The organism is Pseudovibrio sp. SCP20, from assembly GCF_057774105.1.
Window position 1 is genome coordinate 60,305 of sequence record NZ_JBYMDH010000007.1, and the last position, 23,865, is coordinate 84,169.

Annotated in this window: 23 protein-coding genes; 8 read left to right on the forward strand and 15 right to left on the reverse strand. The window is 53.5% G+C overall.

Going from position 1 to position 23,865, the window contains the following annotated elements:
- The first annotated feature begins 75 nt into the window (after positions 1-75).
- From clpS to AC3CB2_RS22480, 5 genes are all read left to right on the forward strand, one after another.
- Positions 76-405: an ATP-dependent Clp protease adapter ClpS gene (gene clpS, locus AC3CB2_RS22460; RefSeq protein ID WP_008553008.1), complete on the forward strand. Its 330-nt coding sequence runs from the start codon at positions 76-78 to the stop codon at positions 403-405.
- A gap of 12 nt (positions 406-417) precedes the next feature.
- The gene (clpA, locus tag AC3CB2_RS22465) at positions 418-2,868 is read left to right on the forward strand and encodes an ATP-dependent Clp protease ATP-binding subunit ClpA (RefSeq protein WP_083416733.1); all 2,451 of its coding nucleotides are present in this window, start codon (positions 418-420) and stop codon (positions 2,866-2,868) included.
- 154 nt (positions 2,869-3,022) lie between these two features.
- Complete coding sequence (locus AC3CB2_RS22470; RefSeq protein ID WP_014286252.1) at positions 3,023-3,787, forward strand: AzlC family ABC transporter permease; 765 nt, start codon at positions 3,023-3,025, stop codon at positions 3,785-3,787.
- Positions 3,784-4,131, forward strand: a complete 348-nt coding sequence (locus AC3CB2_RS22475) for an AzlD domain-containing protein (RefSeq protein WP_014286251.1) — start codon at positions 3,784-3,786, stop codon at positions 4,129-4,131. The genes AC3CB2_RS22470 and AC3CB2_RS22475 overlap by 4 nt, the downstream gene beginning before the upstream one ends.
- Before the next feature lie 81 nt (positions 4,132-4,212).
- Entirely contained in the window at positions 4,213-5,007 is a 795-nt protein-coding gene (locus tag AC3CB2_RS22480; RefSeq protein WP_352936540.1) for a GNAT family N-acetyltransferase, read from the forward strand.
- Positions 5,008-5,181: 174 nt separating this feature from the next.
- Here AC3CB2_RS22480 and AC3CB2_RS22485 read toward each other — a convergent pair whose 3' ends face one another.
- From AC3CB2_RS22485 to AC3CB2_RS22500, 4 genes are all read right to left on the reverse strand, one after another.
- Positions 5,182-5,619 (reverse strand): HIT family protein, encoded by a 438-nt coding sequence (locus AC3CB2_RS22485; protein WP_075698882.1) that lies wholly within the window; start codon positions 5,617-5,619, stop codon positions 5,182-5,184.
- A 227-nt stretch (positions 5,620-5,846) separates the two neighbouring features.
- Positions 5,847-7,049 carry a GNAT family N-acetyltransferase gene (locus AC3CB2_RS22490; RefSeq protein WP_352936619.1) on the reverse strand — a complete coding sequence of 401 codons (1,203 nt, stop codon included), beginning with the start codon at positions 7,047-7,049 and terminating at the stop codon, positions 5,847-5,849.
- A gap of 71 nt (positions 7,050-7,120) precedes the next feature.
- Complete coding sequence (locus tag AC3CB2_RS22495; RefSeq protein WP_352936542.1) at positions 7,121-7,888, reverse strand: glycerophosphodiester phosphodiesterase family protein; 768 nt, start codon at positions 7,886-7,888, stop codon at positions 7,121-7,123.
- A gap of 57 nt (positions 7,889-7,945) precedes the next feature.
- On the reverse strand, positions 7,946-8,413 hold the full coding sequence (locus tag AC3CB2_RS22500) for a RidA family protein (protein WP_352936544.1): 468 nt from the start codon (positions 8,411-8,413) through the stop codon (positions 7,946-7,948).
- Between the two features lie 308 nt (positions 8,414-8,721).
- Between AC3CB2_RS22500 and AC3CB2_RS22505 the strand changes: the two genes are divergently transcribed.
- On the forward strand, positions 8,722-9,666 hold the full coding sequence (locus tag AC3CB2_RS22505; protein ID WP_352936546.1) for an EipB family protein: 945 nt from the start codon (positions 8,722-8,724) through the stop codon (positions 9,664-9,666).
- Positions 9,667-9,668: 2 nt separating this feature from the next.
- Here AC3CB2_RS22505 and AC3CB2_RS22510 read toward each other — a convergent pair whose 3' ends face one another.
- The 4 genes from AC3CB2_RS22510 to AC3CB2_RS22525 form a co-directional block, all read right to left on the reverse strand.
- Positions 9,669-10,967, reverse strand: a complete 1,299-nt coding sequence (locus AC3CB2_RS22510; RefSeq protein WP_352936548.1) for a DNA polymerase IV — start codon at positions 10,965-10,967, stop codon at positions 9,669-9,671.
- Between the two features lie 55 nt (positions 10,968-11,022).
- A complete protein-coding gene (locus AC3CB2_RS22515; RefSeq protein ID WP_352936550.1) occupies positions 11,023-11,373 on the reverse strand; it encodes a hypothetical protein in 351 nt (116 codons plus the stop codon).
- A gap of 116 nt (positions 11,374-11,489) precedes the next feature.
- The gene (locus tag AC3CB2_RS22520) at positions 11,490-12,170 is read right to left on the reverse strand and encodes a hypothetical protein (protein WP_352936552.1); all 681 of its coding nucleotides are present in this window, start codon (positions 12,168-12,170) and stop codon (positions 11,490-11,492) included.
- Positions 12,157-12,462: a DUF3572 domain-containing protein gene (locus AC3CB2_RS22525; protein WP_014286240.1), complete on the reverse strand. Its 306-nt coding sequence runs from the start codon at positions 12,460-12,462 to the stop codon at positions 12,157-12,159. The genes AC3CB2_RS22520 and AC3CB2_RS22525 overlap by 14 nt, the downstream gene beginning before the upstream one ends.
- A gap of 153 nt (positions 12,463-12,615) precedes the next feature.
- Between AC3CB2_RS22525 and AC3CB2_RS22530 the strand changes: the two genes are divergently transcribed.
- Positions 12,616-12,987, forward strand: a complete 372-nt coding sequence (locus tag AC3CB2_RS22530) for a response regulator (protein WP_008552987.1) — start codon at positions 12,616-12,618, stop codon at positions 12,985-12,987.
- A gap of 976 nt (positions 12,988-13,963) precedes the next feature.
- Here AC3CB2_RS22530 and rpmG read toward each other — a convergent pair.
- From rpmG to topA, 6 genes are all read right to left on the reverse strand, one after another.
- Entirely contained in the window at positions 13,964-14,131 is a 168-nt protein-coding gene (gene rpmG, locus AC3CB2_RS22535) for a 50S ribosomal protein L33 (RefSeq protein ID WP_008552972.1), read from the reverse strand.
- Between the two features lie 162 nt (positions 14,132-14,293).
- Complete coding sequence (locus AC3CB2_RS22540) at positions 14,294-15,475, reverse strand: MFS transporter (RefSeq protein ID WP_014286238.1); 1,182 nt, start codon at positions 15,473-15,475, stop codon at positions 14,294-14,296.
- Positions 15,476-15,696: 221 nt separating this feature from the next.
- Complete coding sequence (locus AC3CB2_RS22545; RefSeq protein ID WP_083416736.1) at positions 15,697-16,458, reverse strand: NUDIX hydrolase; 762 nt, start codon at positions 16,456-16,458, stop codon at positions 15,697-15,699.
- A gap of 3 nt (positions 16,459-16,461) precedes the next feature.
- Complete coding sequence (locus AC3CB2_RS22550; RefSeq protein ID WP_008552989.1) at positions 16,462-16,878, reverse strand: DUF983 domain-containing protein; 417 nt, start codon at positions 16,876-16,878, stop codon at positions 16,462-16,464.
- A gap of 47 nt (positions 16,879-16,925) precedes the next feature.
- Positions 16,926-19,193: a ribonuclease R gene (rnr, locus tag AC3CB2_RS22555; protein ID WP_014286235.1), complete on the reverse strand. Its 2,268-nt coding sequence runs from the start codon at positions 19,191-19,193 to the stop codon at positions 16,926-16,928.
- Positions 19,194-19,336: 143 nt separating this feature from the next.
- Positions 19,337-22,132 (reverse strand): type I DNA topoisomerase, encoded by a 2,796-nt coding sequence (gene topA, locus AC3CB2_RS22560; RefSeq protein WP_352936556.1) that lies wholly within the window; start codon positions 22,130-22,132, stop codon positions 19,337-19,339.
- Positions 22,133-22,424: 292 nt separating this feature from the next.
- On the opposite strand from topA, the gene AC3CB2_RS22565 reads away from it, so the two are divergent.
- Positions 22,425-22,655 carry a hypothetical protein gene (locus AC3CB2_RS22565; RefSeq protein ID WP_352936558.1) on the forward strand — a complete coding sequence of 77 codons (231 nt, stop codon included), beginning with the start codon at positions 22,425-22,427 and terminating at the stop codon, positions 22,653-22,655.
- 12 nt (positions 22,656-22,667) lie between these two features.
- On the opposite strand, the gene dprA is transcribed toward AC3CB2_RS22565, so the two are convergent.
- The gene (gene dprA / locus AC3CB2_RS22570) at positions 22,668-23,861 is read right to left on the reverse strand and encodes a DNA-processing protein DprA (RefSeq protein WP_352936560.1); all 1,194 of its coding nucleotides are present in this window, start codon (positions 23,859-23,861) and stop codon (positions 22,668-22,670) included.
- Positions 23,862-23,865 lie beyond the last annotated feature (4 nt).

The following is a 23,865-nucleotide window of genomic DNA, read 5'->3' on the forward strand; positions in this document are numbered from 1 at the left end:
CCCTTGAATTCGCAGGGGGTACGTTTAAATACTATAAAGTCCTCTGCGTTATACATGGAGGGACAAAGAGAACGAATGAGCAGCGATTTCGACCTGGATAATGATGATGATGGCGGGACGATAACCGTTACCAAGCCGAAGCCAAAAACAAAAAGGCCGAGTTTGTATCGAGTTTTGCTGCTGAACGATGATTATACGCCGATGGAGTTTGTGATCCACGTGGTGGAACGGTTCTTTCATTTGGACCGTGAGAGCGCAACGCAGATCATGCTTCATGTCCATCATCATGGCGTAGGGGAGTGTGGAGTCTTCACCTATGAAGTGGCCGAGACAAAGGTCACACAAGTAATGGATTTCGCCCGAAAACACCAACATCCGTTGCAATGTGTAATGGAGAAAAAGTAATAGGGGGCGCCTGTGCCGTCATTTTCTCGCAGTCTGGAGAAAGCTCTCCATCAAGCTTTGGCGTTTGCTAATGAGCGCCATCAGGAATATGCGACCCTGGAGCATCTGCTGCTTTCATTGATTGATGATCAGGATGCTGCTGCGGTGATGCGTGCATGCAATGTGGACCTCGATCAACTGCGAAAAAGCATTGTCGAATATATTGATACTGAACTAGAGAACCTCGTTGTTGACGGGGATGATGATTCAAAACCAACCGCCGGTTTCCAGCGCGTCATTCAGCGTGCTGTTATTCATGTTCAATCTTCCGGACGTGAAGAAGTGACCGGTGCTAACGTTCTTGTTGCCATTTTTGCCGAGCGCGAAAGCCATGCTGCTTACTTCCTGCAAGAGCAGGAAATGACACGGTACGACGCTGTCAACTATATCTCCCATGGTATTGCCAAGCGGGCTGGCTTATCTGAACCACGTCGGGTGCGTGGTGTTGAGGAAGATTCCGATAGTGGCGCTGATCCAAATGTGAGCATGCCACAGCCTCCATCTGGAGGCTCCTCTGAACAAACCAAACGGAAAACAGAAGCTCTTGAAGCTTATTGTCAAAACCTCAATGACAAGGCGTTTTCCGGAAAGATCGATCCGCTGATCGGTCGTGAAAAAGAAATTTCGCGGACCATTCAGATCCTGTGCCGCCGCGCCAAGAACAATCCGCTTTATGTGGGTGATCCGGGCGTTGGTAAAACAGCAATCGCTGAAGGTCTCGCACGCCGCATTGTTGTTGGTGATGTGCCTGAAGTGCTGAAGAGTGCAACAATCTTCGCACTGGACATGGGCTCACTGCTTGCGGGTACCCGTTACCGCGGTGATTTTGAGGAACGTCTGAAACAGGTCGTGAAGGAAATCGAAGATTATCCGGGCGCGATCATGTTCATCGACGAGATCCACACCGTGATTGGTGCGGGTGCGACCTCTGGTGGTGCGATGGATGCATCGAACCTGCTGAAGCCTGCGCTGGCTTCCGGCACGATCCGTTGTATCGGTTCCACCACATATAAAGAATACCGCCAGTTCTTCGAGAAGGACCGTGCGCTGGTGCGTCGCTTCCAGAAAGTGGATGTGAACGAGCCTACCATTCCGGATGCGATTGAAATCCTTAAGGGTTTGAAGCCATACTTTGAGGACTTCCATAACATCAAGTACACCAATGATGCGATCAAGGCGGCTGTTGAGCTGTCCTCCCGCTATCTTGCTGACCGGAAGCTTCCGGATAAAGCGATTGATGTGATTGATGAATCCGGTGCATCGCAGATGTTGCTGCCAGAAGGTAAGCGTCGCAAGACCATTGGCCTGAAGGAAATTGAAGCAACCATCGCGACTATGGCCCGCATCCCGCCGAAGTCTGTTTCCAAGGATGATGCGGAAGTGCTGTCCAACCTGAAGGATAGTCTGAAGCGCGTTGTTTATGGTCAGGACCCTGCGATTGAAGCATTGTCTGCGTCCATCAAACTGGCCCGTGCTGGTTTGCGTGAGCCTGATAAGCCAATCGGTTCTTACCTGTTCTCCGGTCCGACCGGTGTTGGTAAGACAGAGGTTGCGCGTCAGTTGGCGTCTACGCTGGGTGTTGAGCTGGTTCGCTTTGATATGTCCGAGTACATGGAGCGCCATACGGTCTCTCGCCTGATTGGTGCGCCTCCGGGTTACGTGGGCTTTGATCAGGGTGGCTTGTTGACGGACGCTGTTGATCAGCATCCTCATTGCGTGCTGCTGCTGGATGAGATCGAGAAAGCCCATCCGGATCTGTTCAACATTCTGTTGCAGGTGATGGACCACGGTAAGCTGACTGACCACAATGGTAAGTCCGTCGACTTCCGCAATGTGATCCTGATCATGACCACCAATGCTGGTGCGGCTGATCTGGCGAAAGCTCCTATGGGCTTCAACCGCATTGACCGCGATGGCGATGACATGGAAGCGATCAACAAGATGTTCACTCCGGAATTCCGGAACCGTCTTGATGCGATCATTCCGTTCGCCAACCTGGACAACGACGTTATCCATCGTGTGGTCGAGAAGTTTGTTATGCAGCTGGAAGCTCAGCTTGCAGAGCGTAACGTGACCTTTGAACTGACACCTGAAGCCGTGGCCTGGCTCTCTGAGAAGGGCTACGACAGGTTGATGGGTGCACGTCCGCTGGGCCGTGTCATTCAGGAGCACATCAAGAAGCCGTTGGCTGATGAGGTTCTGTTCGGCAAGCTTCAGAAGGGCGGTACTGTTAAAGTCTCCGTTTCTGAGGATCTTGAAGGTCTGCTTCTGGAAAGCGTTGAGGATCGTCCAACACCTAAGGCAAAGGCTGCCAAGAAGAAGCCTGCTGCCAAGGGTAAAGGCAAGTCCGTTGTTCCGAAAACAGGCCGGGGTGCAGATGCCACCAAGCGTGGTGATGTACCGGGTATTCCGATTGCGGATTAAGACAAAGATACTTGAGAAAAAGCCGGAGCATTTGCTCCGGCTTTTTTGTATGGTGGGTCTACGTAGTCTTGTGTAGGCTCTTACCTGCTGCTGATAAGGCTGCGGTTCTACTTCCCCCAAGCTCTCCTGTTTTTGAGAGTGCTCGAGTTCTTAAATGACCAGTTCAGAGATGAATGTTGATGAAGGAGAGGATCCTTCTGAATTTGAGGGAGGTGCCTATTGGTTCCGCCAAGGGGCTAAAGGTGCGTTTTGCCTCCCGACACTTATTTTGATGATGGCCTTTGTTGGCTTCACATCGCTGGCCCGCGAAGTTGGGTTGACGCTTGTTGAAGTGTTGCTGATGAGCCTGCTGATGTGGGCTTTGCCGAGCATTGTTGTTTTGACCGGTGCTATGAGTGCCGGGGCGGGTTTAATACCTGCCGCGATTGCTGTTGCGCTTTCTGCTGTGCGCCTGATGCCGATGACCGTGGCGCTGATGCCTGTTCTGCGAGATGAGAAGCGGACGAAGACATGGCAGATGTTGTTTGTTTCTCACTTTGTGGCGGTGACCGCGTGGGTGTTTGCCATGCGCAATCTGCCAAGCTTGCCGCGTGCAGCGCGTCTGCCATTCTTTGCTGGCTTTGGCTCCACGGTGCATTTTGTGGTGCTGTGTTCGACGGCTCTGTCCTACATGGTGCTTCCCGCTCTTGAAGGGCCGATTGCAGCTGGGCTGGTTTTGCTGACGCCGATCTACTTCATGTTCTCCATGTATCAGGCGTCGCGCACCAGTGGTGATAAGGCAGCGCTGATCCTTGGGCTTATTCTGGGGCCGATCTTCTATCACTTCTTTCCCGGTGCAGATTTGCTGCTGACGGGCTTTGTGGGTGGGACGGTTGCCTTTGTGGGGTGGTTGTTTGCAACGCGGAGGGCTGAGCTGTGAGTGAGATTTACGGCAGCTGGTGGTGGCCTTATGTGATGATCCTTGTTGCAGGCTTTCTGGCGACAGAGTGCTGGCGTTGGATTGGTGTGTTTGCCTCTGGCAAGCTGCGGGAGGATAGTCTGCTGTTTGCGTGGGTGCGGGCCGTGGCAACGGCGCTTATAGCGGGAATTATTGCGCGGTTGGTTCTGTTCCCCGATGGGGTGCTGGGTGATGTGCCGATCTGGCTTCGTCTTGCAGCTGTTGCTGGCGGGGTGGTTGGCTACAAGCTGCTCAATGACCGGCTGATGGCAGGGATTGTCTCGGCTGAATTCGTTCTGATCGGTGGCTGGGCATTTTTGATTTAGCCATTCTTGCTAAGCTTGATCGCACGCATTGCTGGGCCTCGTTTCCCTCCCTAATCTATAGAGGAGAGTTGGGGGCTTGCTATGACCTATATTGCGCTGGGTGAACACAACCTTTGTGACGAGCATATCTGCTGTGCGATTTCGGATAAGAAATGCGCGCAAGGCTATCAGTTGAAGAAGGATTGGCTGGGACAGCAGTTCGCCTCGGGCTATCAGTTCATCAAGCTTGATGAGCGGGCAAAGGTGTTCATCGAGTTCGGGCCTGCAGAGGCTGGCTGGGCGCCTGTGGTCGCTCCACGGCACTTGCTGGTGAATTGCTTCTGGGTTTCCGGCAAGTACAAAGGGCAGGGGCACGGTAAGGCATTGCTTGCAAAGGCGGTGGAGGCTGCTGAGCAAGCTGGCGCTGATGGTTTGGTGACGATTGCCGGTGCTAAGAAGATGCCTTTCCTATCAGACGGCAAATGGTTCAAGCAACAAGGTTTTGAGGTTTGTGACAGCTCTCCTGATGGGATTGAGCTGCTGCGACTTGGTGTTGGTGATGCGGGTGGTTCTGCTTCATTCTCGGAGAATGTTCAGAAGAGTGCAGGGCTGAGCGGGGAGGGGCTTGTTGCTTACTACTCCAACCGCTGTCCGTTCACAGATTATCATGTGACACAGAGCCTGAAAGAGGCGGCTCAGCGACGTGGGTTGCCGCTCAAGATCGTTCATCTGGATACGCTTGAGAAGGCGCAGTCAGCGCCGACGCCTGCCACGATTTTCTCGCTTTACTGGAGTGGAAGATTTGTCACCACAGACCTGGGTGTCTGCATGGATTCACGCTTCGACAAGATCATGCAAAAGGCATTGAATGAGAAAGTGTCTATAGAGGCAGTTTGATTGTTTCAGGTGAATCGAATTTTTGCGAGGCATAAGGATCTGATTCAAGTGTGTGGGCTAGTGCGTTGAAAACAGATTCAAATTTGCTGGTCGGGGAAGGTGGTCATTTCAGGTGAATCGAAATTCCCTCGCGCAATCAGGTGTGAGTGCGCGAGGTTGTTTCAGGTGAAATGATCAGGAATGAGCTGCGACAGCTGCGCGGATTTTCTCCGCGTTTGCTTTGAGCTTCTCGCTGTCTTCCATCTCGCCGGTGTGTGGGCGCAGGGAGATGCCTTCGGTGCGTGGGATGACATGGAAGTGGGTGTGGAATACCATCTGTCCGCCAGCGCCTTCGTTGAACTGGTGAATGGTAATGCCATCTGCATCGAAAGCCTGCTTGAGCACACGTGCCATCTTCTGCGCTGTTTTAGCAACGGCAGTCAGTTCGGCTTCTTCGATATCGAGGATGTTGCGGGAGCCCTTCTTGGGAAGAACCAGCACGTGGCCATCTGCGCGTGGCATGATATCCATGATAACAATGGTGTTTTCGTCTTCATAGACCTTCTCGGAAGGCAGTTCGCCGCGCAAGATCTTAGCGAAGATGTTCTGGTCATCGTAGGACGGGCTAGTCATCTTGATATCCTCTGAAACTATCATTTTACCGGTGTATCCGTTGTGAGCGAAATGGCTCACGGGTCCTTGCCGGTAGTTAATCCGATTCATTGACCAAGATCACTGGAGAATCAATGTGTGGTTTGGGTGGAGTTGTTGAGAACCTGATCGTACTTAAGAAACTGATTCAAGTTTGGAGGGATTCGTGAGTCTCTTCAGAGTCTTGAATCGATGTCTTGAAGTGGGTTCTAGTTGCCCTGTTGGCGGAACGGGCCGTGTTCCGACAGGATTTTCTGTTCATGCAGAACGGCTTGGCGTTCCTGTTCCAGATAGTCTGCGACTGCATTCCTTAATGAAGGGTGTGCAATCCAATGGGCAGAGTAGGTGAGGCTCGGCATGTAGCCACGTGCCAGTTTGTGGCTGCCCTGCGCGCCAGCCTCAACTCGCTGTAAGCCGCGGGACAAGGCGAACTCAATGGCCTGATAATAGCAGATCTCAAAGTGCAGGCAGGGGTGGTTTTCAATGCAGCCCCAGTTGCGGCCATAGAGCGTGTTGCCGCCGATCATGTTGAGTGCGCCCGCAATATAGCGGCCTTCGCGCTTGGCCATGATCAGCAGGGTGTGGTCGGAGAGCCTTTCCCCCAATAACGAGAAGAATTTGCGGTTGAGGTAGGGAGAGCCCCACTTGCGGCTGCCAGTATCCAGATAGAACTCATAGAATGCGTCCCAGTGGCTTTCTGTCAGATCTGGTCCGGTGATCCACTCGACCTCTATATCGTTCTCCAGTGCGGTTTTACGCTCCTTACGGATGCTTTTGCGTTTGCGGGAGGAGAGTGCCACCAGAAACTGCGCAAAATCGCTGTAGCCGTTGTTCTCCCAGTGGAACTGTTGGTCTGTGCGCAGCAGGAAGCCTTCTTTGCCGAGCTCGGTCCATTCCTGCTCTGTGAGAAAGGTGAGATGGGCTGAGGAGCCTTCAATGCGGACCGTCAGTTCTTTCAGGCCCTGTGTGAGGATCTTGATGGTCTCCGGGCGATTGGCCTCCGGTGATATCAGGAGGCGTCGGCCCGGAACGGGTGTGAACGGGATGGAGCACTGCAGTTTGGGGTAGTAGTTTCCGCCTGCGCGATGGAAGGCGTCAGCCCATGCATAATCGAAGACGTACTCGCCCTGACTATGGCTTTTGGCATAGGTCGGGATCGCGGCAATGGGTTTGCCGTCTTGTTCCCACCAGATGTGTTGAGGGATCCAGCCTGCTTCCCACCCAACGCATTTGCTTTCTTCCAGTGCCTGTAAAAAGGCGTGTGAAAGCATAGGGTTAAACTCAGAAACTTGAGAGTTTGATTCAGTTTCCGGGTTTGGGTTGGATTGGATCGTTTCAGGTGAATCGATCCAATCCTGCTGATCATAAAGGATCGGCGATGTGCCGGGATTTGCCAGTGCGTCCCAATCCATGCTGGGGATCTCATCCAGAGAGGAGAGGACTTTCAGAACGGGTGATGGTGGTACTGACAAATCGATAGATCCTAGAGGGGCTCTTTGTCCGGATTGAAGCCTTCGAAAACAATCTGGTCCGCATGCTTGGCAGCATTGATACGGTCTTCTTTGGTTCTGACAGTCCATGTCATCACCGGCAGGCCATAGAACTCACGCAGGAAGCTTGGGCCGTCGGCTGGCAGATCTTTCACGAAGAACGAAACGAAATGCGGGTCAGTGCCAGCCATGTGCACCATCCAGGAAATCTTCTCGATCTCGTGCTCTGTCAGATTCAGGTGATCGTTTTCGCTCAGCGTGGTCATGGAGATGCAGCCACGCGGGATCTGCGGTGCAACATCCTTCATGGTCCGAAGCATTTTCGGGTCGAAGGATTTTATTGCTGCCGGGCCTTTATAATCGCTAAGGATTTTGGCGATGGTTTTAATGAACTCATCCTGACCTTCTGGAAGGTTCAGAGTTTTGATTTCAATAACCAGTGGCACTTTGCCGTCAACCAGCTCAAGCAGTTCCTGCAGGGTCCAGATTGGGTCGTCAGAACCACGCATGGACAGCTTGCGCAGGTCAGACAGGTCGAAGTCGATCACGTTGCCTTCGCCGTGGGTGAGGCGCTCAAGGTTTGGGTCGTGGAACACGATGACCTGACCGTCCTTGGTCTCCTGCAGATCAACCTCAATGGCGAAGTTGTTCTCTACAGCAGCTTTGACCGCGGACGGGGTGTTTTCAAGAATGCCTGCTTCTTTGTTATGGAAGCCGCGGTGAGCGATCGGACGGGCGGTGAGCCAGGAAAGATCTTGCATGGATTTTCGAAACTGCTTCTTCAATAAAAGGAGATGTGTTCTGCGGACAGAGCGGGATTAGTCGGCAATTTCGAAAATTGCTTCGATCTCAACAGCAGCGTTGAATGGCAAGGAGCCTGCGCTGACAGCGGAGCGTGCATGACGGCCAGCATCACCCATGGCTGCAACCATGAAGTCAGATGCGCCGTTGATGACTTTAGGCTGGTCACCGAAGTCGCCGTTGGAGTTGACGAAGCCAACAATTTTGACGAGGCGGACGACTTTGGACAGGTCGCCAGTTGCCGCTTTTGCCTGTGCCAGCAGATTGATTGCGCAAAGGCGTGCAGCTTCCACACCATCTTCAATGCTCAGATCCGCGCCAACCTTGCCGACTTTTGCGATCTTGCCGTCCTGCATTGGTAGCTGGCCAGAGATGAAAAGCTGGTTTACGGTTTTTACGAAAGGCACGTAATTGGCAGCAGGTGCAGCAGCTTCCGGCAGTGTGACGCCAAGCTTTTCTAGGTTTTGCTGGATTGTGTCAGACATTCGGCTTTCCCTCCGGTTCGGAATGTTCTTTTGCAATAAGTGATGCAATTCCACGAAAACTCAAGAGTTTATCTCTTCACGAAGCCGTGGTTTGCAAAGTGATGCGCAGACTCACATTAGAATCACCAGAGTTGCAAGGGTGCATGGAGCGTTGTCTACGTGGGAAACGTGTATCCAATTTGAAAGATTTACCCTAGCTCTGATTTCCTTGGCGGAATGTTTGCGTTGGTACCGGCGTTTATGCACTCTTTGGGAATGGAAGAGAGGCATGCCCACGTGTCTTTTGTTCCGACATGATCGGAGGTTTTATGCTGAAACTACGCTTCAGACACGGGTCGGGGAGGTTCGCTCTTCCCGCAATCGCTGGGTCTTCTCTCTCCCTCTGCTTACTTCTTACTCCCTCCAGTGGCAATGCTGCCGACCTCCAACCTCACCGCGCCGTTTATGATATGAGACTTTCCAGTGCCCAGAGTGGTGCGGATATCGCTGATGTGAACGGACGTATGGTCTATGAGCTTTCCGGCTCAGTCTGTGATGGCTTTAATGTGGATCTGCGATTTGTGGTGATGAGCATTGACGAGGAGGGGGAGGAAACGGTCACTGATCTTCGTAGTACCTACTTCGAGGCGCCGGATAATTCTCAGCTCTCCTTTGCTTATCAGACGTTCATTGGTGATTTTCTGGCGGAGCAGGCACAGGGTAAAGCGGAGCATCAAAGTTCTAAGGTGGATGTGGATCTGAGTGGTCCGGACGGCAAGTCATTGAGCTTTGACGGGGCTATCATGTTCCCTTTGCAACACCTTCACAGCGTGATTGATGGAGCCACTCTCGGAAAGCACTTCATGGTCTCCAAGCTGTATGATGGTAGTGTGACTGGGGAGCAGTTGTTTGAGGCGACCACTGTTGTGGGGCGCAAACTGGCTGATCCACTGGATCAGCGCTCTGATCAGATTTCGCTGCCCAAAGCATTAGGCGCAGCTGATGCGTGGCCGGTTTCCATTGCTTATTTCAACCTGAGTGATGGTGTGCGTGGCGAGCGTGCGCCTGACTATCAGATGCATACGGTTTTGCATGAGAATGGCGTTTCCAGAAGCATGAATCTGAACTACGGCGTGTTTGAGCTGGAAGGTGCCTTGGTAGAGCTTGAGCTGAAGCCGATGATACCTGCAAGCACCTGTGGCAGTTCTGTTGCTTTGGAAGAAGAGGTGAGTGTGCCGTTTGATGGTAGGCTCAAAAAAGAGCAGCTGCGCTGAGGCTATCTCTTGTCCGGCGTTTTGATGGATCTGCCGAGAGAGACGACTGAGCTGTCTTTGAACTTTCCGCGTAAAGCATCCATGGCGCGTTCAGCTTTGGCGCGTTTTCCTGCCTGTTCATCCAGCAGGTCTTCCGGGTCGGCCTGATCGGCAGGGCCCAGATCCCCAATCCCGACACCAATGAGACGGAAGCGCAACTTACCGTCGGCAACGTTATGGAGCAGGTCGTCTGCGGTGCGGAAGATCTTGTCAGCAAGCTGCGTCGGGTCGTGCAGCATACGGGAGCGGGTGATGGTTTTGAAGTCCGCTGTTTTAAGTTTGAGTGTGACGGATCTACCGGACTTCTCCGCTTTTTTTGTGCGGTACGAGACTTTCTCCGTCAGGGCCCACAGGCTCTTGGAGAGCTGGGTAACGTCTGAGATGTCTGTGTTGAACGTGGTCTCTCCGCTGATGCTTTTGGCTCCGCGGTTAGAGGAGACGTTCCGATCGTCCTCGCCTTGGCACAGCTTTGCCAGACGCAGGCCCATGGCGCCGTATTTACGGGCAAGGTCGGTTGGGTCTTTTTGCTGGAGCTGGCCGATGGTTCTGATGCCATCACGTTCCAGTTTTGCCTGAAACACCTTGCCAACGCCCCAAATGACGCTGGTGGGTTGCCTGGCCAGAAACTCTTTCTTCTCCACGTCTCCAATCACCGAGAAGCCGCGGGGCTTGTCGAGGTCTGAGGCGATTTTGGCGAGGAACTTGTTGGGCGCAAGGCCCACAGAGACGGACAGTCTCAGCTCTTTCTGGATCTTAATCGCGAACTGCACGAGCAGTTCTGCTGGTGTCGCGCCGTGGAGTTTTTGTGTGCCGGAGAGGTCTAGGAAGGCTTCGTCGATGGAAAGGGGCTCTACCAGAGGGGTGAGTTTTTCCATCTCTTCGCGGATTTGCCTGCCGACCTGTGAGTAGAGATCCATGCGCGGTTTGATGACGACTGCGTCCGGACAGAGCTCACGCGCTTTGAACATAGGCATGGCGGAGCGAACGCCGTAGATACGGGCAATGTAGCAGGCGGCGGAGACGACACCGCGGTGGCCGCCGCCAACGATGACGGGCCTGTCTGCAAGTTCAGGGTTCTCGCGCTTTTCGACGGAGGCGTAGAATGCATCACAGTCGATGTGGGCGATCTCAAGGCTGTCCAGTTCTGCATGGGCGAGGATGCGCGGGCTGCCGCATTTGGGGCATCGCGTCAGGTCTGCGCGGAATCTGTGTGAGCAGTCCCGGCAGAGTGCTTTGAGAGGTGTGGTGGCCTCAGTCGCCATGAAGTCAGAGCTCCGATCAATTGCAGCTTTCTCGTGGACAGGGCTTTAGCATGAACTACTCGTCAGTCTCCCATGAAATCCGTGCGCCAGCCACATAAAACACAGAGCTGCGCATCTGGTCTTTGTCCCATTCCTCAATGGTCCAGTCCTTTGAGTTCACTGGATCGAAGTTGAGGAAGAACTTGTCTTGCATAAACATGCCGACAATAGGGTGTTTGATGACGGTGTTGGAGATATCGCTTGGTTCTTTCAGATTGAACTCGACGCTCTCTTCCACCTTGATCCGCAATGTGCTGAGCGAGTCTTGCGGAGCTGCTGCCGGGCGCTGGCAGTCGTGGGCGGCAAACTCCAGCGTTACAGCGCCGGGGCCATCTGCTTTTCCTGAAGTGAACAGGGCGCTGCGCAATACGGCCCCGTTTAAATGTCCAAAACGCTCCAGAAAATACTGGAGCGACGTGCTTGAAAGGTGTTCCACGCTTGGGTTCTCTGGGTTGGTAAAAGGTTCACTTGCAGCCTGAGACCTTACTTTACAGCAGCGACCAACAAATTTTCAATAAAGTCGCCGGTTTCTTTCCAGCAATTGCTTTTGAGTGCCACGTTGGGCAGGTCGCTGGATGTTGCGTAGAAGCGTGGATCGGCAATGAAATGCACCAGCTGGACGTGCGGCGTGCTTTTGCCGACTGAAAGGATGTTGGTTGGGCTGTCATCTATAAAGATAACCGGATGATGAGCGCGCTCTGCGCACAGAGCTGCAACTGCACCGCCTTTTGGGCCGTCATTGGTCACAAGCGGGTAGCCCATGCCAAGGCTCTTTAAGAGGTTCTCGCGGGTAGGCTTGTTATGAGTGCCGGGCAGGTTGGTCAGGATGACGATGTCGCAGAGTTTCGATAGACGCTCCAGCTGTTCAGCCGCATGGGGTACTGCTTCCTGTCGGCCGACTTCGCTTTCAAAGAAGTCATGAATGACGGCCATGCAGGCATCATCAGAAAGTTTTTCGCCGGACTGGGTGTAGACCATGTTGGCTTTCAGGCGATAGGCGGTTTCCTTGAAGGATATGCCATTGTCAGCCATGAAGCGTTCAAGGTGTGGGATGAATTGCAGGAGCACTTCGTCCACGTCGCAGATGAGGAGAGGGTGGGCGCGCTTTTCGATCAGGCTGATCTGCTGCAATGTGCTCGCGCTTGCTGTGCTAATGGTGGGCAAAGTAATCAACGCCTCCGGCAAGTTTCAGGTGAGCGGCTGCAATCATCGTTGGGCGAATGCCAGCGCTTTCCGTATAGGCCAGCAAGAGCTGCTCGTCCTGCATTAAAAATTCCAGAACCCCTGCGAGGAAGCCCGGCTCGGCTGCCGCATCGCGAATCTCCTGAGGTCCAATCCCGGCCAAAGACAGGAAGCGGCCGAGCTGTTCCGGGTCGCTGCTGAGAAATGATAGGGCACCAATTGCAATTTCCTGTGCAGTATCTTCGGTCAAACTGCCGGTTTTGCCTAAATTCATTGGTGTTTGCCTTTCTGAAACGAATCCGAATTAACTATGTAGCAGGAAATTTAGTGTGGGACTTGTTCCAATGCCAGTCGCAGGGCGGCTGCACCACACCTTTATTTATGGCTAAACCATTTTTGGGGCAGCATTCTGTGCAGGACTGAACTGATGCAAAAGACCGTGCTGATTGTTGAAGACAACGAACTCAACATGAAGCTGTTTAACGATCTGCTTGAGGCTCATGGCTACGCGACCTTGCAATCTCGCAATGGGATGGAGGCGCTTGAGCTTGCTCGTGCACATAAACCGGATTTGATCCTGATGGATATTCAGTTGCCCGAAGTTTCGGGGCTTGAAGTGACCAAATGGATCAAAGAGGATGATGAGCTGAAGATCATTCCTGTGATCGCGGTAACGGCTTTTGCCATGAAGGGCGATGAGGAGCGCATCCGTCAGGGTGGGTGTGAGGCTTATATCTCCAAGCCAATCTCCGTGGGTAATTTCCTTGAGACCGTTTCAGGCTTCTTGCAGGACACATAAAACAACCGTGATTATTTTTGATTGTGGTTAATTGGTAAATTGTGTTCAGCTAGAAGTTGCAGGTTCGCAAATTATCGGGAAGCAACGCTTTAGTATTCTGCTTGAGATTGTCAGTTTTCACTGGATGAAAGACTCACATCAAAAGTCGTAGGTCTTTGAAACTAGATGAAATCACCGAGTGAGTCTTGCGGGAACTGCAGGGTTTCTGTGTGGTTGCCTCTTGAAAAACGGCGGTTTCTTTCCTTTTGTTGTGTATAGGTCAAGAATCCCCTCCATTTTCAGGAGCGCAATTACCTTAAAGCTTTACTAAAGTCGTAAATGTTGCGATGGTGATATACGATATCATCTGCTTCATGAAATTAATGACTGCAAGATCGCAGTATTGGCTCTTGGTTGATTGAACAAATCCCAGCAATACTGCCAGATAGACTCCCTACGGAGCGCTCAGGTCCGCCGCATCTCCTGGGTCCGTGGGGTTGGCCGGCGAGTAAACGGGTTCTGAGTGGCCTCCTCGTGTCATCCGGTTCTCGCCGGCCACCAATTTTCTTCCCTATCAGCAGAATGAGACATTGCTGTGCAAGCGCATGCTGTGCGCTGGGCTGTGTTCGCCTGCGCGGATGAGATGGTGTGTGGTGAGAGCAAGATGGGTTTTAAGGTGGTGTGATCCGTCATTCAGTCTGGGGCAGTTCGTTATGTGTCAAAGTTTTTGGTAAGGCCAATTCTCTTTGAAATTGAAGCGGAAATGACCGTGTTGACGGGACTATACTCAGTCAAAATCCTCTTGTGTGAGGAAATGTTGTCTACCCCTGACAATTGAGTGGGGTGGCGCACGAGCGCGCGAGCTAGTGGAGTGCTTTTACTTCTGAAAACCACAGTTTTAGGAAGGGTATTCCGCCTGATTATCGGTGCTGTGCATACAAAAAAGGCGCTTGCAAAATGCAAACGCCTTTTTTGAAAATTCAGCTGAAGCCAAGACTTACTTGATCTTGGTTTCTTTGAACTCAACGTGCTTCTTTACGACTGGGTCGTATTTACGCTTCACCATTTTTTCGGTCATGGTGCGGGAGTTCTTTTTGGTCACGTAGAAGTAGCCGGTGTCCGCAGTGGACTGCAGCTTGATCTTAATGGTGGTCGCCTTGGCCATCGCTAAGGATCCTGTCTGTTTTCGGCCTTTTAAAAGTGGCCGGTTGTTTTGTTTGTCCCGGTGGCACCCTCACACCTTCGCTTCGGGGTAGGGTGCGCTTCCGGTGAAACTTTGGGAATTCAGCGCGCACATTACTAATCACAGGGCTAAAGTCAAGATGCATTAGCGGGCTGCGCCCAGTCTTGTCCCCCTTATCAGGCATATAATTACGTATGCGCCCAAGAATCCTGCAAATACCAGTGGTAGTCCATCGGCTCCCCACGTGGAAAGAGCAAGGCCCGTAGAGGCAGGTCCGACTAACTGTCCAATGGAATACATGAGGACAAAGGCCGCATTTGCGGATGCTAGATTAGCGCCGTCAAAGCGTGCCCCCAGATGTGTGAGGCCAACGGTGTAGAGGCCCGCAACCACGCCGCCCCAAACGAAGAGAAGGGCGCAAATGCCATAGAAACTGCCGGATAGCGGGATCATGAGCAGCGCACCAATGACGCCAAACGCACCGCAATAGATGAGCAAGTGGCGGCGGTTCATACGGTCCGATAGCATGCCTAGAGGGATCTGCAGCACCATGTTGCCAGCGGCCATAGCGGAGACGAGCAGGGTGGCTGTTTCTGCTGTCAGGCCGATCTTGAGGCCGAACAGCGGGAGCAGGGAGATGCCGGATTGTTCCACAGCTCCAAAGACAAATCCGGCCAGGGTGGCTGCTGGAGCTATCCACAAAAAGGCGTAGAGCTTTGAAGTTGCTTTGCTTTCGATTCTCGGCGCAGCGTTGAAGCCGACGAGAACAGGCAGGGCAGCAATAATGATGCCGGCGCCTGCCAGAAGGAATGGAAGCGCGCCTGTCGTGCCAGCATAAGCGAGAACCAGAGGGCCTGAGGCGAAGCCGAGCGCAAGCACTGTTGCATAGACGCCCATCAGGAAGCCTCTGTGCTTTGACGGTGCTAATGCGTTGATCCAGAACTCTGAGAGAATGAAGGCGGAGGTGGTTGCGCCATGGAACAGCAGGCGCAGCGGGAACCATGCCCAGAAGTTTTCAAGCACAAAGAAGAAGGGCAGTGAGAAGCCTGCAACCAGTAAGCTGATCAGAAGGGCCTGAGGTGTGCCCAGCTTACGGGCGAGATACGGACCGACTGGGGTGGCGACAATGGAGGCAACGCCGGAGAAGGCGGTGTTGATGCCGATCCAAGTGTCACTGATGCCGCGATACTCAAGCGTGAGTGCCAGAAGAGGAAGGCTTGCGGACAGGGAGAGGCCAACAGCTGTAATCGCTGCGATGGCGGCAATGATGCCGCGGACCTGTCTGGGGGAGAGGGAGCTGGCTAGCGTGCCCGATAACTGAACCATTTACATAACTGCATTCTGAGCTCGATATGAGCAAGTGATTTGCAGCATAATGAGCTCATATGCACTCGCACATCATGCATCAAATCATTTTCATGCGCATATTCCCGAAATCCGAAATCTCTTTTCGGGAATATGCTGTAAATGCTTCTATCAGGAAAAGTGCAAGGCGCAACACATAGTATCACAGTGATATATGTTTGTTGCGCCTCGGGTATTCTGAATTAGATTTCTTCGCGCGCGAAGCCGTCGTTCTTCCAGTAGTAGTATGGAACCGGACCATTCGGGGAAAGCTCAGGGTCTTTCGCCAGTCGGTTCTCCAAGTCTGTCAGAACAGCCAGAGTGATGCGTGGCAGGTCCAGCTCTTTGCATTGCTCGATTGGCAGCCACTGGAGTTCTTCCAGCTCTTCTGTCGGGCCGATGCCTGTTTCCAGCTTGTGTGCGATCTGGTCTGCCCAGACCGCGAAGAAACGTGCGTCAAAGCGACGTGTTCTGCCCGGAGGGGTGATTGCACGTGCCACGAAGCGCAGTGGCTCCAGATCTGGTTGGATGCCCAGCTCGTCAAATGCCTCAAAACCCGGACCAGCAGGTTCGCTGTTGCCCTCGGTTTTGGTGCCAACGAAAAGGCCCGCTTCCTCATAGGTTTCGCGAATGGCGGCAATTGCCAGTGCGCGCAGGCGGCTTTCCGTTTTAATCTGCTTTTTGTCGTAGTTCAGTTTGGCCAGTACGTCTGGATGATAGTCGCGAACATATTTTACGCGGCTGTCTTCGGAATCAACGCGGCCACCTGGGAACACGAACTTACCCGGCATGAACTTGTGCGCCATGTGGCGTTTGCCCATGAGTAGGTGCAGGGAACCATCTTCCTTGCGATCCAGAATAAGCAGTGTGGAGGCGTCTTTCGGCCTCAATGGTTGAGCGCTCGGATCGTTGTTTTCTTCCGCTCGCTCAACTTTGACTTCTTTCGTCAGGTCTTCCGTGGACATTCCTTACCTCTGATTGGCGCGTGTTGGGCCAAAACTAGGTGCTTTGCCTGCAGTTGCAAAGCCATCCATACGTAGTGCCCATTGCAAACCAACCAGAGCGCCCTTGATAGGGCGTAAGAAGGCGAGAGACATGATGAGGGTCAAAGGTAGCCAGACAGCCATGTGAAGCCACATTGGCGGCACGTAGGCCATCTCTACCCACATGGCCAGCGCAACTACGACGTGGCCAACGATAAAGATTGTGAAATAGGGCGGGGCATCATCCGCGCGGTGGTGGTGAAGCTCCTCACCACAGTTGTCGCAGGATTGCTTCACACTCAGGTAGCCGTTGAAGATGGAGCCAACGCCGCAAGAAGGGCATTTGCAGCGCATACCGCGCAGCACCGCTTCTCCGGTATTCCGATCTTGATGGGTATTCATTTATACCTGCCTTTCCCGTCCCGTAAATGCAGGGGAGCGCACGTAAATTACCTACGCTTCCGCTTATTTCCGTCTTTTGACCGGCGTAAACCTTTTGGCTTGCTTTTGTTTCTTGCTTGCCAACCCTTGTGCTTAGCAACCCGTCCCGCTGCCTCGCCCTTGGATTTGCCTTTTGACAACATTTCAAACCGCAAAGCCCCCGCAAATGGGGCGGCTTCTACTAGTTTGACCTGCACAGCATCACCAAGTTGGTAGGTTTCACCAGTTGCTCTGCCCACAAGGGCATGAGCTGATTCTACATATTCGTAGTAATCCATACCAATGGTAGATGCAGGAATGAACCCGTCTGCGCCATTTTGTAGCAGCTTGACGAACATGCCTGATTTAGTCACTCCGGCAATTCGCCCGGAGAATTCCGCACCAATCCGTTCACACAGATAGAGAGCAATCAGGCGGTCTATGGTCTCGCGCTCGGCCAGCATTGCCCGGCGTTCTGCGGCAGAAATCTCAGCTGCGATGGCTGGTAGCTTCTCTTCGATGCCGTAGGGCAGGCCGTCATCTCCAAGGCCGAGGGCACGGATGAGAGCGCGGTGCACTATCAAATCTGCATAACGACGAATAGGAGATGTGAAGTGTGCATAACGTCGAAGGTTCAGGCCGAAGTGGCCGATATTGTCGGCGTTGTACTCTGCCTGTGCCTGTGAGCGCAGCACAACCTCGGACACCATGGTCGCGCTGGCCGTGTCCTTGAACTTGTCGAGGATGTTGTTGAACACCGATGCACGCAGGCCGCCGATGTGAGGTAGCTTGACGTCCAGTGTAGAGAGGAAGTCCCGCAGGTTCTCCAGCTTTTCCGGTGTTGATGCATCATGCACGCGGTAAAGCAGGGCAGACTTGCGTTTTTCCAGCTCTTCAGCGGCTGCCACGTTGGCCTGGATCATGCACTCTTCAATGAGTTTGTGCGCATCCAGACGATCCGGGACGACGATCTGGTCAACGGTGCCATCTTCTTTGAGCAATATGCGGCGTTCCGGGATGTCCAGTTCCAGCGGCTGGCGCTTGTCGCGGCCACGCTTCAGGATTTCATAGGCTGCCCAGAGCGGTTGGAGAACCGGCTCCAGAAGCGGTCCTGTGACGTCGTCTGTTACACCGTCAATGGCTTTTTGGGCCTGCTGATAGGATAGTTTGGCTGCGCTGCGCATGATGACGCGGTGGAACGAGTGAGAGATCTTCTTACCGTTCTTGTCGAAGACCATCCGTGTCGCCATGGAAGGACGGTCTTCTTTCTCGCGCAGGGAGCACAGGTTGTTGGAGATGCGCTCTGGCAGCATCGGGATAACGCGGTCCGGGAAATAGACCGAGTTACCGCGCAGCAGTGCTTCCTTGTCCATCGGAGAGCCCGGTGTCACGTAAGCTGCGACGTCTGCAATGGCGACGTAGACGATACAGCCGCCTTCGTTCTCTGGATTGTCGTCCAGCTGAGCGTAGACCGCATCGTCGTGGTCTTTTGCTGTTGCCGGGTCGATGGTGATCAGAGGGATCGCGCGCCAGTCTTCACGACCTTTGCTGCCGACAGGCTTGATGTTCTCAGATTCTGCGATCACCGCACCCGGGAACTCATTGCGAATGCCGTGTGTGTGGAGCGCAATTTCGGAGACAGCCATTTCCGAGGTGGTGGAGCCGAAGCGTTTGACGATGCGGCCACGCGGTGTGCCGTATCTGCCAACTTTGTGGACCTCCACTTTGACGAGGTCTCCGTCTTCAGAGTCCAGCAGCTCGCGTGGATCCACGTCGATCTCGCGTTGTTTGCGGTCGACTGGTTCCAGTGTCGCGGCTTTGGTTGCCTTGTTGATGCGCAGAATGCCGAGGATGTCGGTGTCGTGGTTTTCAAGGCGTTTCATCACGCGCACGACGTGCTGGGCTTCTGGTGATCCATCCAGATCATCCATCAGCTTTACAAGGGCGCGGTCACCAATACCCGGAACCGGGTTGAATTTGTTTTTGTTCTTTTGCGGCAAGACGAGGACGTTCGGCGGCTCACCATGCTCTTCATCCCAGTTCATCGGAATGCCGAGGAGCTCACCGTCGCCAGTTCTGCCAGTTACTTTTACTACGAAGACAGGAGGAAGGTCGCCTGGACGCAGCATGCGTTTCCGGCGTTTCTCGATGTGACCGCTTTCGGCCAGATCTTTCAGCATTCGCTTGAGGGGGATGCGCGCTGCGCCGACGATGCCAAAATGGCGGGCGATTTCGCGTTTGCCAGCTTTGCCGGGATTGTCGGCAATAAACTTCAGAATGTCTTCGCGGGATGGCATCTCTGCCGGTCCCTTGTGTCTTTTTTCAGCGGCCTTTTTTCGGCTCAATGTATCTCATCCAGTGCAGCTTATGCGCTGCGAAAAGGGGCTCCCGATGATCGGAAGCCCTCGTGTTTCGTTATCCGGAGAGTAACGGGGGGATCTTAACCCTTCTTCGCGTTGATCAGCTCAATTGCCTGTTCGCGGGTTACCGTCTCCGGGTCTGTTCCTTTTGGCAGGGAGACGAACTCCTTGCCCCATTTGATCCGGACACCGAGGCGGCCACTGTCACGCAGCTCCATCGCTCCACCATCCGGATGGTCGCCAAACTCTTTCAGTGCCCCTTTAGGCGCTGCTTTCTTGGCGGTTGTTTTCTTTGCAGCTGCCTTTTTGGCAGGCGCTTTTTTCTTTCCTTTGGTAGCTGCTTTCGCGTTGACAAGCTCAATGGCCTGTTCCAGCGTGACAGCTTCCGGTGCAACATCCTTTGGCAGGGTTGCGTTGATCTTTTCCCACTTCACGTATGGGCCGTAGCGACCGCTGTATACGTTGATGGCGCCGCCATCCGGGTGGTCGCCCAGCTCTTTGAGTGGTTTTGCGGCAGCTCCGCGGCCTCCACCCTTTGCGCGCTTTTCAGCAAGCAGGGTTACGGCGCGGTTGATGCCGACAGAGAAGACTTCGTCCGGGCTATCCAGATTGGCGTAGGTACCATCGTGCAGGACGAACGGACCGAAACGGCCCAAGCCTGCGGAGATGGTTTTGCCATCTTCCGGGTGCGTGCCGACTTCGCGTGGCAGGGAAAGAAGCTGAAGAGCTTTTTCCAGATCCAGATCGGCTGCACTCCAGCCGCGTGGCAAGGAAGAGCGCTTTGGTTTTGCTTCTTCACCCAGCTGTACATATGGGCCAAATCGGCCAGTACGCAAGGAGACTTCCAAACCCGTTTCCGGATCAATGCCCAGAACCTGAGGTCCATCCGCTGCTGCACCTGCATCAGAATCTCCACCAGAGGTGAGCTGACGGGTGTAATCGCAGTGTGGTGGGTTCTCGTTTGGCTCTTTGCCGTCTTTTTTGTCTTTGTTGTAGTTGGAGCAGCCAACAAACGCGCCAAAGCGGGAGACTTTCAAAGACAGGCGACCGGTATCACACTTCGGACACTTGCGTGGATCCGAACCATCTTCCTTATCCGGGAAGACGTGTGCTTTGAGGGTTTCGTTCAAGGCATCCAGCACTTCGGTGTTGGAGCGCTTGATCACCTCATCACAAATTTCGTGGAACGGGTTCCAGAAGTCACGCAAAACGGCTTTCCACTCCAGATCACCGGCTGAAATCTTGTCGAGCTGGTCTTCAAGGCTCGCGGTGAAGTCGTACTCCACATAGCGGTTGAAGAAGTCCTCAAGGAACGCAGTTACCAGACGGCCTTTGTCCTGAGGGATCAGGCGCTTTTTGTCCAGTTCCACGTAGCCGCGATCACGCAGGGTCTGCAGTGTTGCAGCATAGGTGGATGGGCGGCCAATGCCGAGCTCTTCCATCTTCTTCACCAATGTTGCTTCGGTGAAGCGTGGTGGAGGTTCAGTGAAGTGCTGGTTGGCTTCAATGCCTTTGCGACCAAGGCTGTCGCCTCGTGTCATTGGTGGCAGGCGCTTGCTTTCCTCGTCTTCCTCATCATCTTTACCTTCCTGATAAAGGGTGAGGAAGCCGTCGAAGCGAACAACAGAGCCAGATGCGCGCAGGGCAGCTTTCTTGGCGCCGTTTACAGCATCAATATCAACGGTGGTGCGTTCCAGAACGGCAGATTCCATCTGGGAGGCGATGGTACGCTTCCAGATCAGCTCGTAAAGACGTGCGCCGTCTTCGTCGAGGAACTTTGCCATGTCACGTGGGTGACGGGTCAGATCGGTCGGGCGGATCGCTTCGTGCGCTTCCTGAGCGTTTTTCGCTTTGGAAGAGTACATGCGCGGCTTTTCAGGCACATACTCATCGCCATAACGGGAAGCGATAACACCACGGGCGCTCGTAATAGCTTCCTGAGCGATCTGCACACCATCGGTACGCATATAGGTGATCAAGCCGGTTGTTTCACCGCCAATGTTGGCGCCTTCATAAAGCTTCTGCGCAACCTGCATGGTGCGAGCTGCTGCAAAGCCGAGCTTACGGGAAGCTTCCTGCTGAAGGGTAGAGGTGGTGAACGGCGCGTATGGATTGCGGCGCTGTGGCTTACTCTCAACGTTAGAAACCTGGAAGCTTGCCCCATCAAGCATCTGCTTGATTGTAGTGGCTTCCTGTTCGTTCTTAATGTCGAGACGTGTGATCTTCTGGCCGTCAAAGCCAGTCAGGCGTGCCTGAACCGGAGCGTTTTCCGGTGTGTTCAGGTTTGCCAGAATGGACCAGTATTCCTGTGACTGGAATGTTTCGATCTCGTTCTCACGCTGGCACACAAGGCGGAGTGCAACAGATTGCACACGACCTGCGGAGCGGGCGCCCGGCAGCTTGCGCCACAGAACAGGAGAGAGGGTGAAACCTACCAGATAATCCAGTGCGCGACGGGCCAGATAAGCATCGACAAGCGGCTCATCCAGTTCACGCGGATTTTTCATCGCTTCCAGAATGGAACTTTTGGTGATCGCGTTGAAAACCACGCGCTCAATCTTCTTGTCCTTCAGGACGCGTTTCTTTTTTAAAACTTCCAAGACGTGCCAGGAAATGGCTTCCCCTTCGCGGTCGGGGTCAGTTGCGAGAATAAGGCGGTCAGCCTCCTTCACCGCGCTGGCGATTTCCGACAGGCGCTTTTGAGATTTGGAATCCACAGACCAGGACATGGCAAAGTCGTCGTCCGGCAATACGGAGCCGTCCTTCGGAGGCAGATCGCGCACATGGCCGTAGGACGCCAGAACTGTATAGTCCTTGCCCAGATATTTGTTGATGGTCTTGGCTTTCGCCGGTGATTCCACAATGACTACGTTCATTGATTTCCTGGCTTTCGCGTAAATCTCGTCTTGGAATTGATAAATCAAAAACCGTTTTATGAGTCGAACCGACACAATCTCGGATGACTTCGCGGCTGTCAAATGGCCTTTTCAGATCAATTGGTCAAGAGCGGAAAAGCCACTCCCTTAATTTTCCTTGGGTCATATTTTGGTTGTGCTTGATAAAATATACAACCTAAGGTAATTGCATTAATTGCTATAACCCTCAGATAGCAAAGCGCTTTTTGCCATGTGAGGCTTGTGTCATGGTTGCATAAGAAGGTTAAAAAGCTTGCGTAAATACCCGTTGCCGAAAAATGACAGAACAATCGAAACTCACGATGTGGCCGAGTACTGCGCCAAAATGTGTCGTGAATTGAGTGACATGGCGCGAACACACAGGTTGGATCTGCTTGGGTACTTATTGCTGCTTGCGCAGAAGGAAGCTGAAGCGCGGTCTGGCAAAACTTCCGAGGAAGATGAGCCTTCTGAGCTGGCCGATGCAGCTTTAGACGCGGAGTGATCACCCACATTATTATGTGGTGCCTGTGTGGATCATAGAAAGCTTGTTGGGTTTGTGCCGTTCTAGTCGCCCAGCCAGTTCGATTTCCAACAGGATGAGCTGAAGCGTTTGCAAGGAAACGCCTGTGAAACGCAGCAGTTCGTCTTGATCTATGGGTGTTTCGCTTAAGGCATCGATGACTGCTTGCCTGTCCTGTTCGTTGGCGTTGAGCGGGGGAGACGGGCTGTTGGTGTCAGGGCTGTCCAGCTCGGGCCAGTTGATCGTTGGCTCCTCAATGCCTTGATGTAAGGGCAGAGACATGGAGATCTTAGGCTCCATGATATCCAGTACATCATCAACAGACTGAACTAGGGCGGCGCCTTGCTGGATCAGTTTATTTGCGCCCACAGAGCGTGGATCCAAAGGTGAACCGGGGACGGCAAGGATCTCGCGGTTTTGCTCCAAGGCGTAGCGAGCGGTGTGGAGAGAGCCGGATTTTTCAGCGGCTTCAATTAAGATGACACCCAATGACATTCCCGAGATAAGACGATTGCGGCGGGGGAAATCCCGTGCTCGCGGCTGCCAGCTGATGGGCATTTCGGAAATCGCGGCACCATTGGTGGCGATCATGGATGAAAAAAGTTCCAGATTTTCTTTGGGATAGACTGTGTCGATACCGCCAGCGAAGGCTGCGATGGTGCCGGATGACAGTGCGGCATGGTGTGCGGCGCTGTCGATACCGCGGGCGAGACCGGAGATGATCGTGAAGCCTTGAGTTGATAGTTCACCTGCCAGCTGGGTAGCAAACTTGGCTCCAGCGGCGGAGCAGTTGCGGGCGCCGATGATCGCAAGAGTTTTCTGCGTTCCGGTGAGTTCTTGCTGGAGCGGGTCTCGGGCCCGAACAGCCAACAAAGGCGGCGGCGCGTCTATATGTCTGAGGAGAGGTGGGTAGGCTGGCTCGCCTAAAGCAATGAGGCGAGCGCCTATCTTATAAAGAGCAGCCAGTTCTGTTTCGGCTTTGTCCTGTGAAAAAAGGCGATAAGATTTCTTACCACCTCTTCTTGAAAGCTCTGGCAGGGCATCGAGTGCTGCCTGTGCTGAACCGAAATGATTGAGGAGCTCGCGAAAGGTTCTTGGACCTACATTTTCGGAGCGTATGAGACGAAGCCACGCGAGCCGTTGGGTGTCACTTAAGTGTGGTGCCCGGCTTTTGGTGGCTGTCTCCATTCAA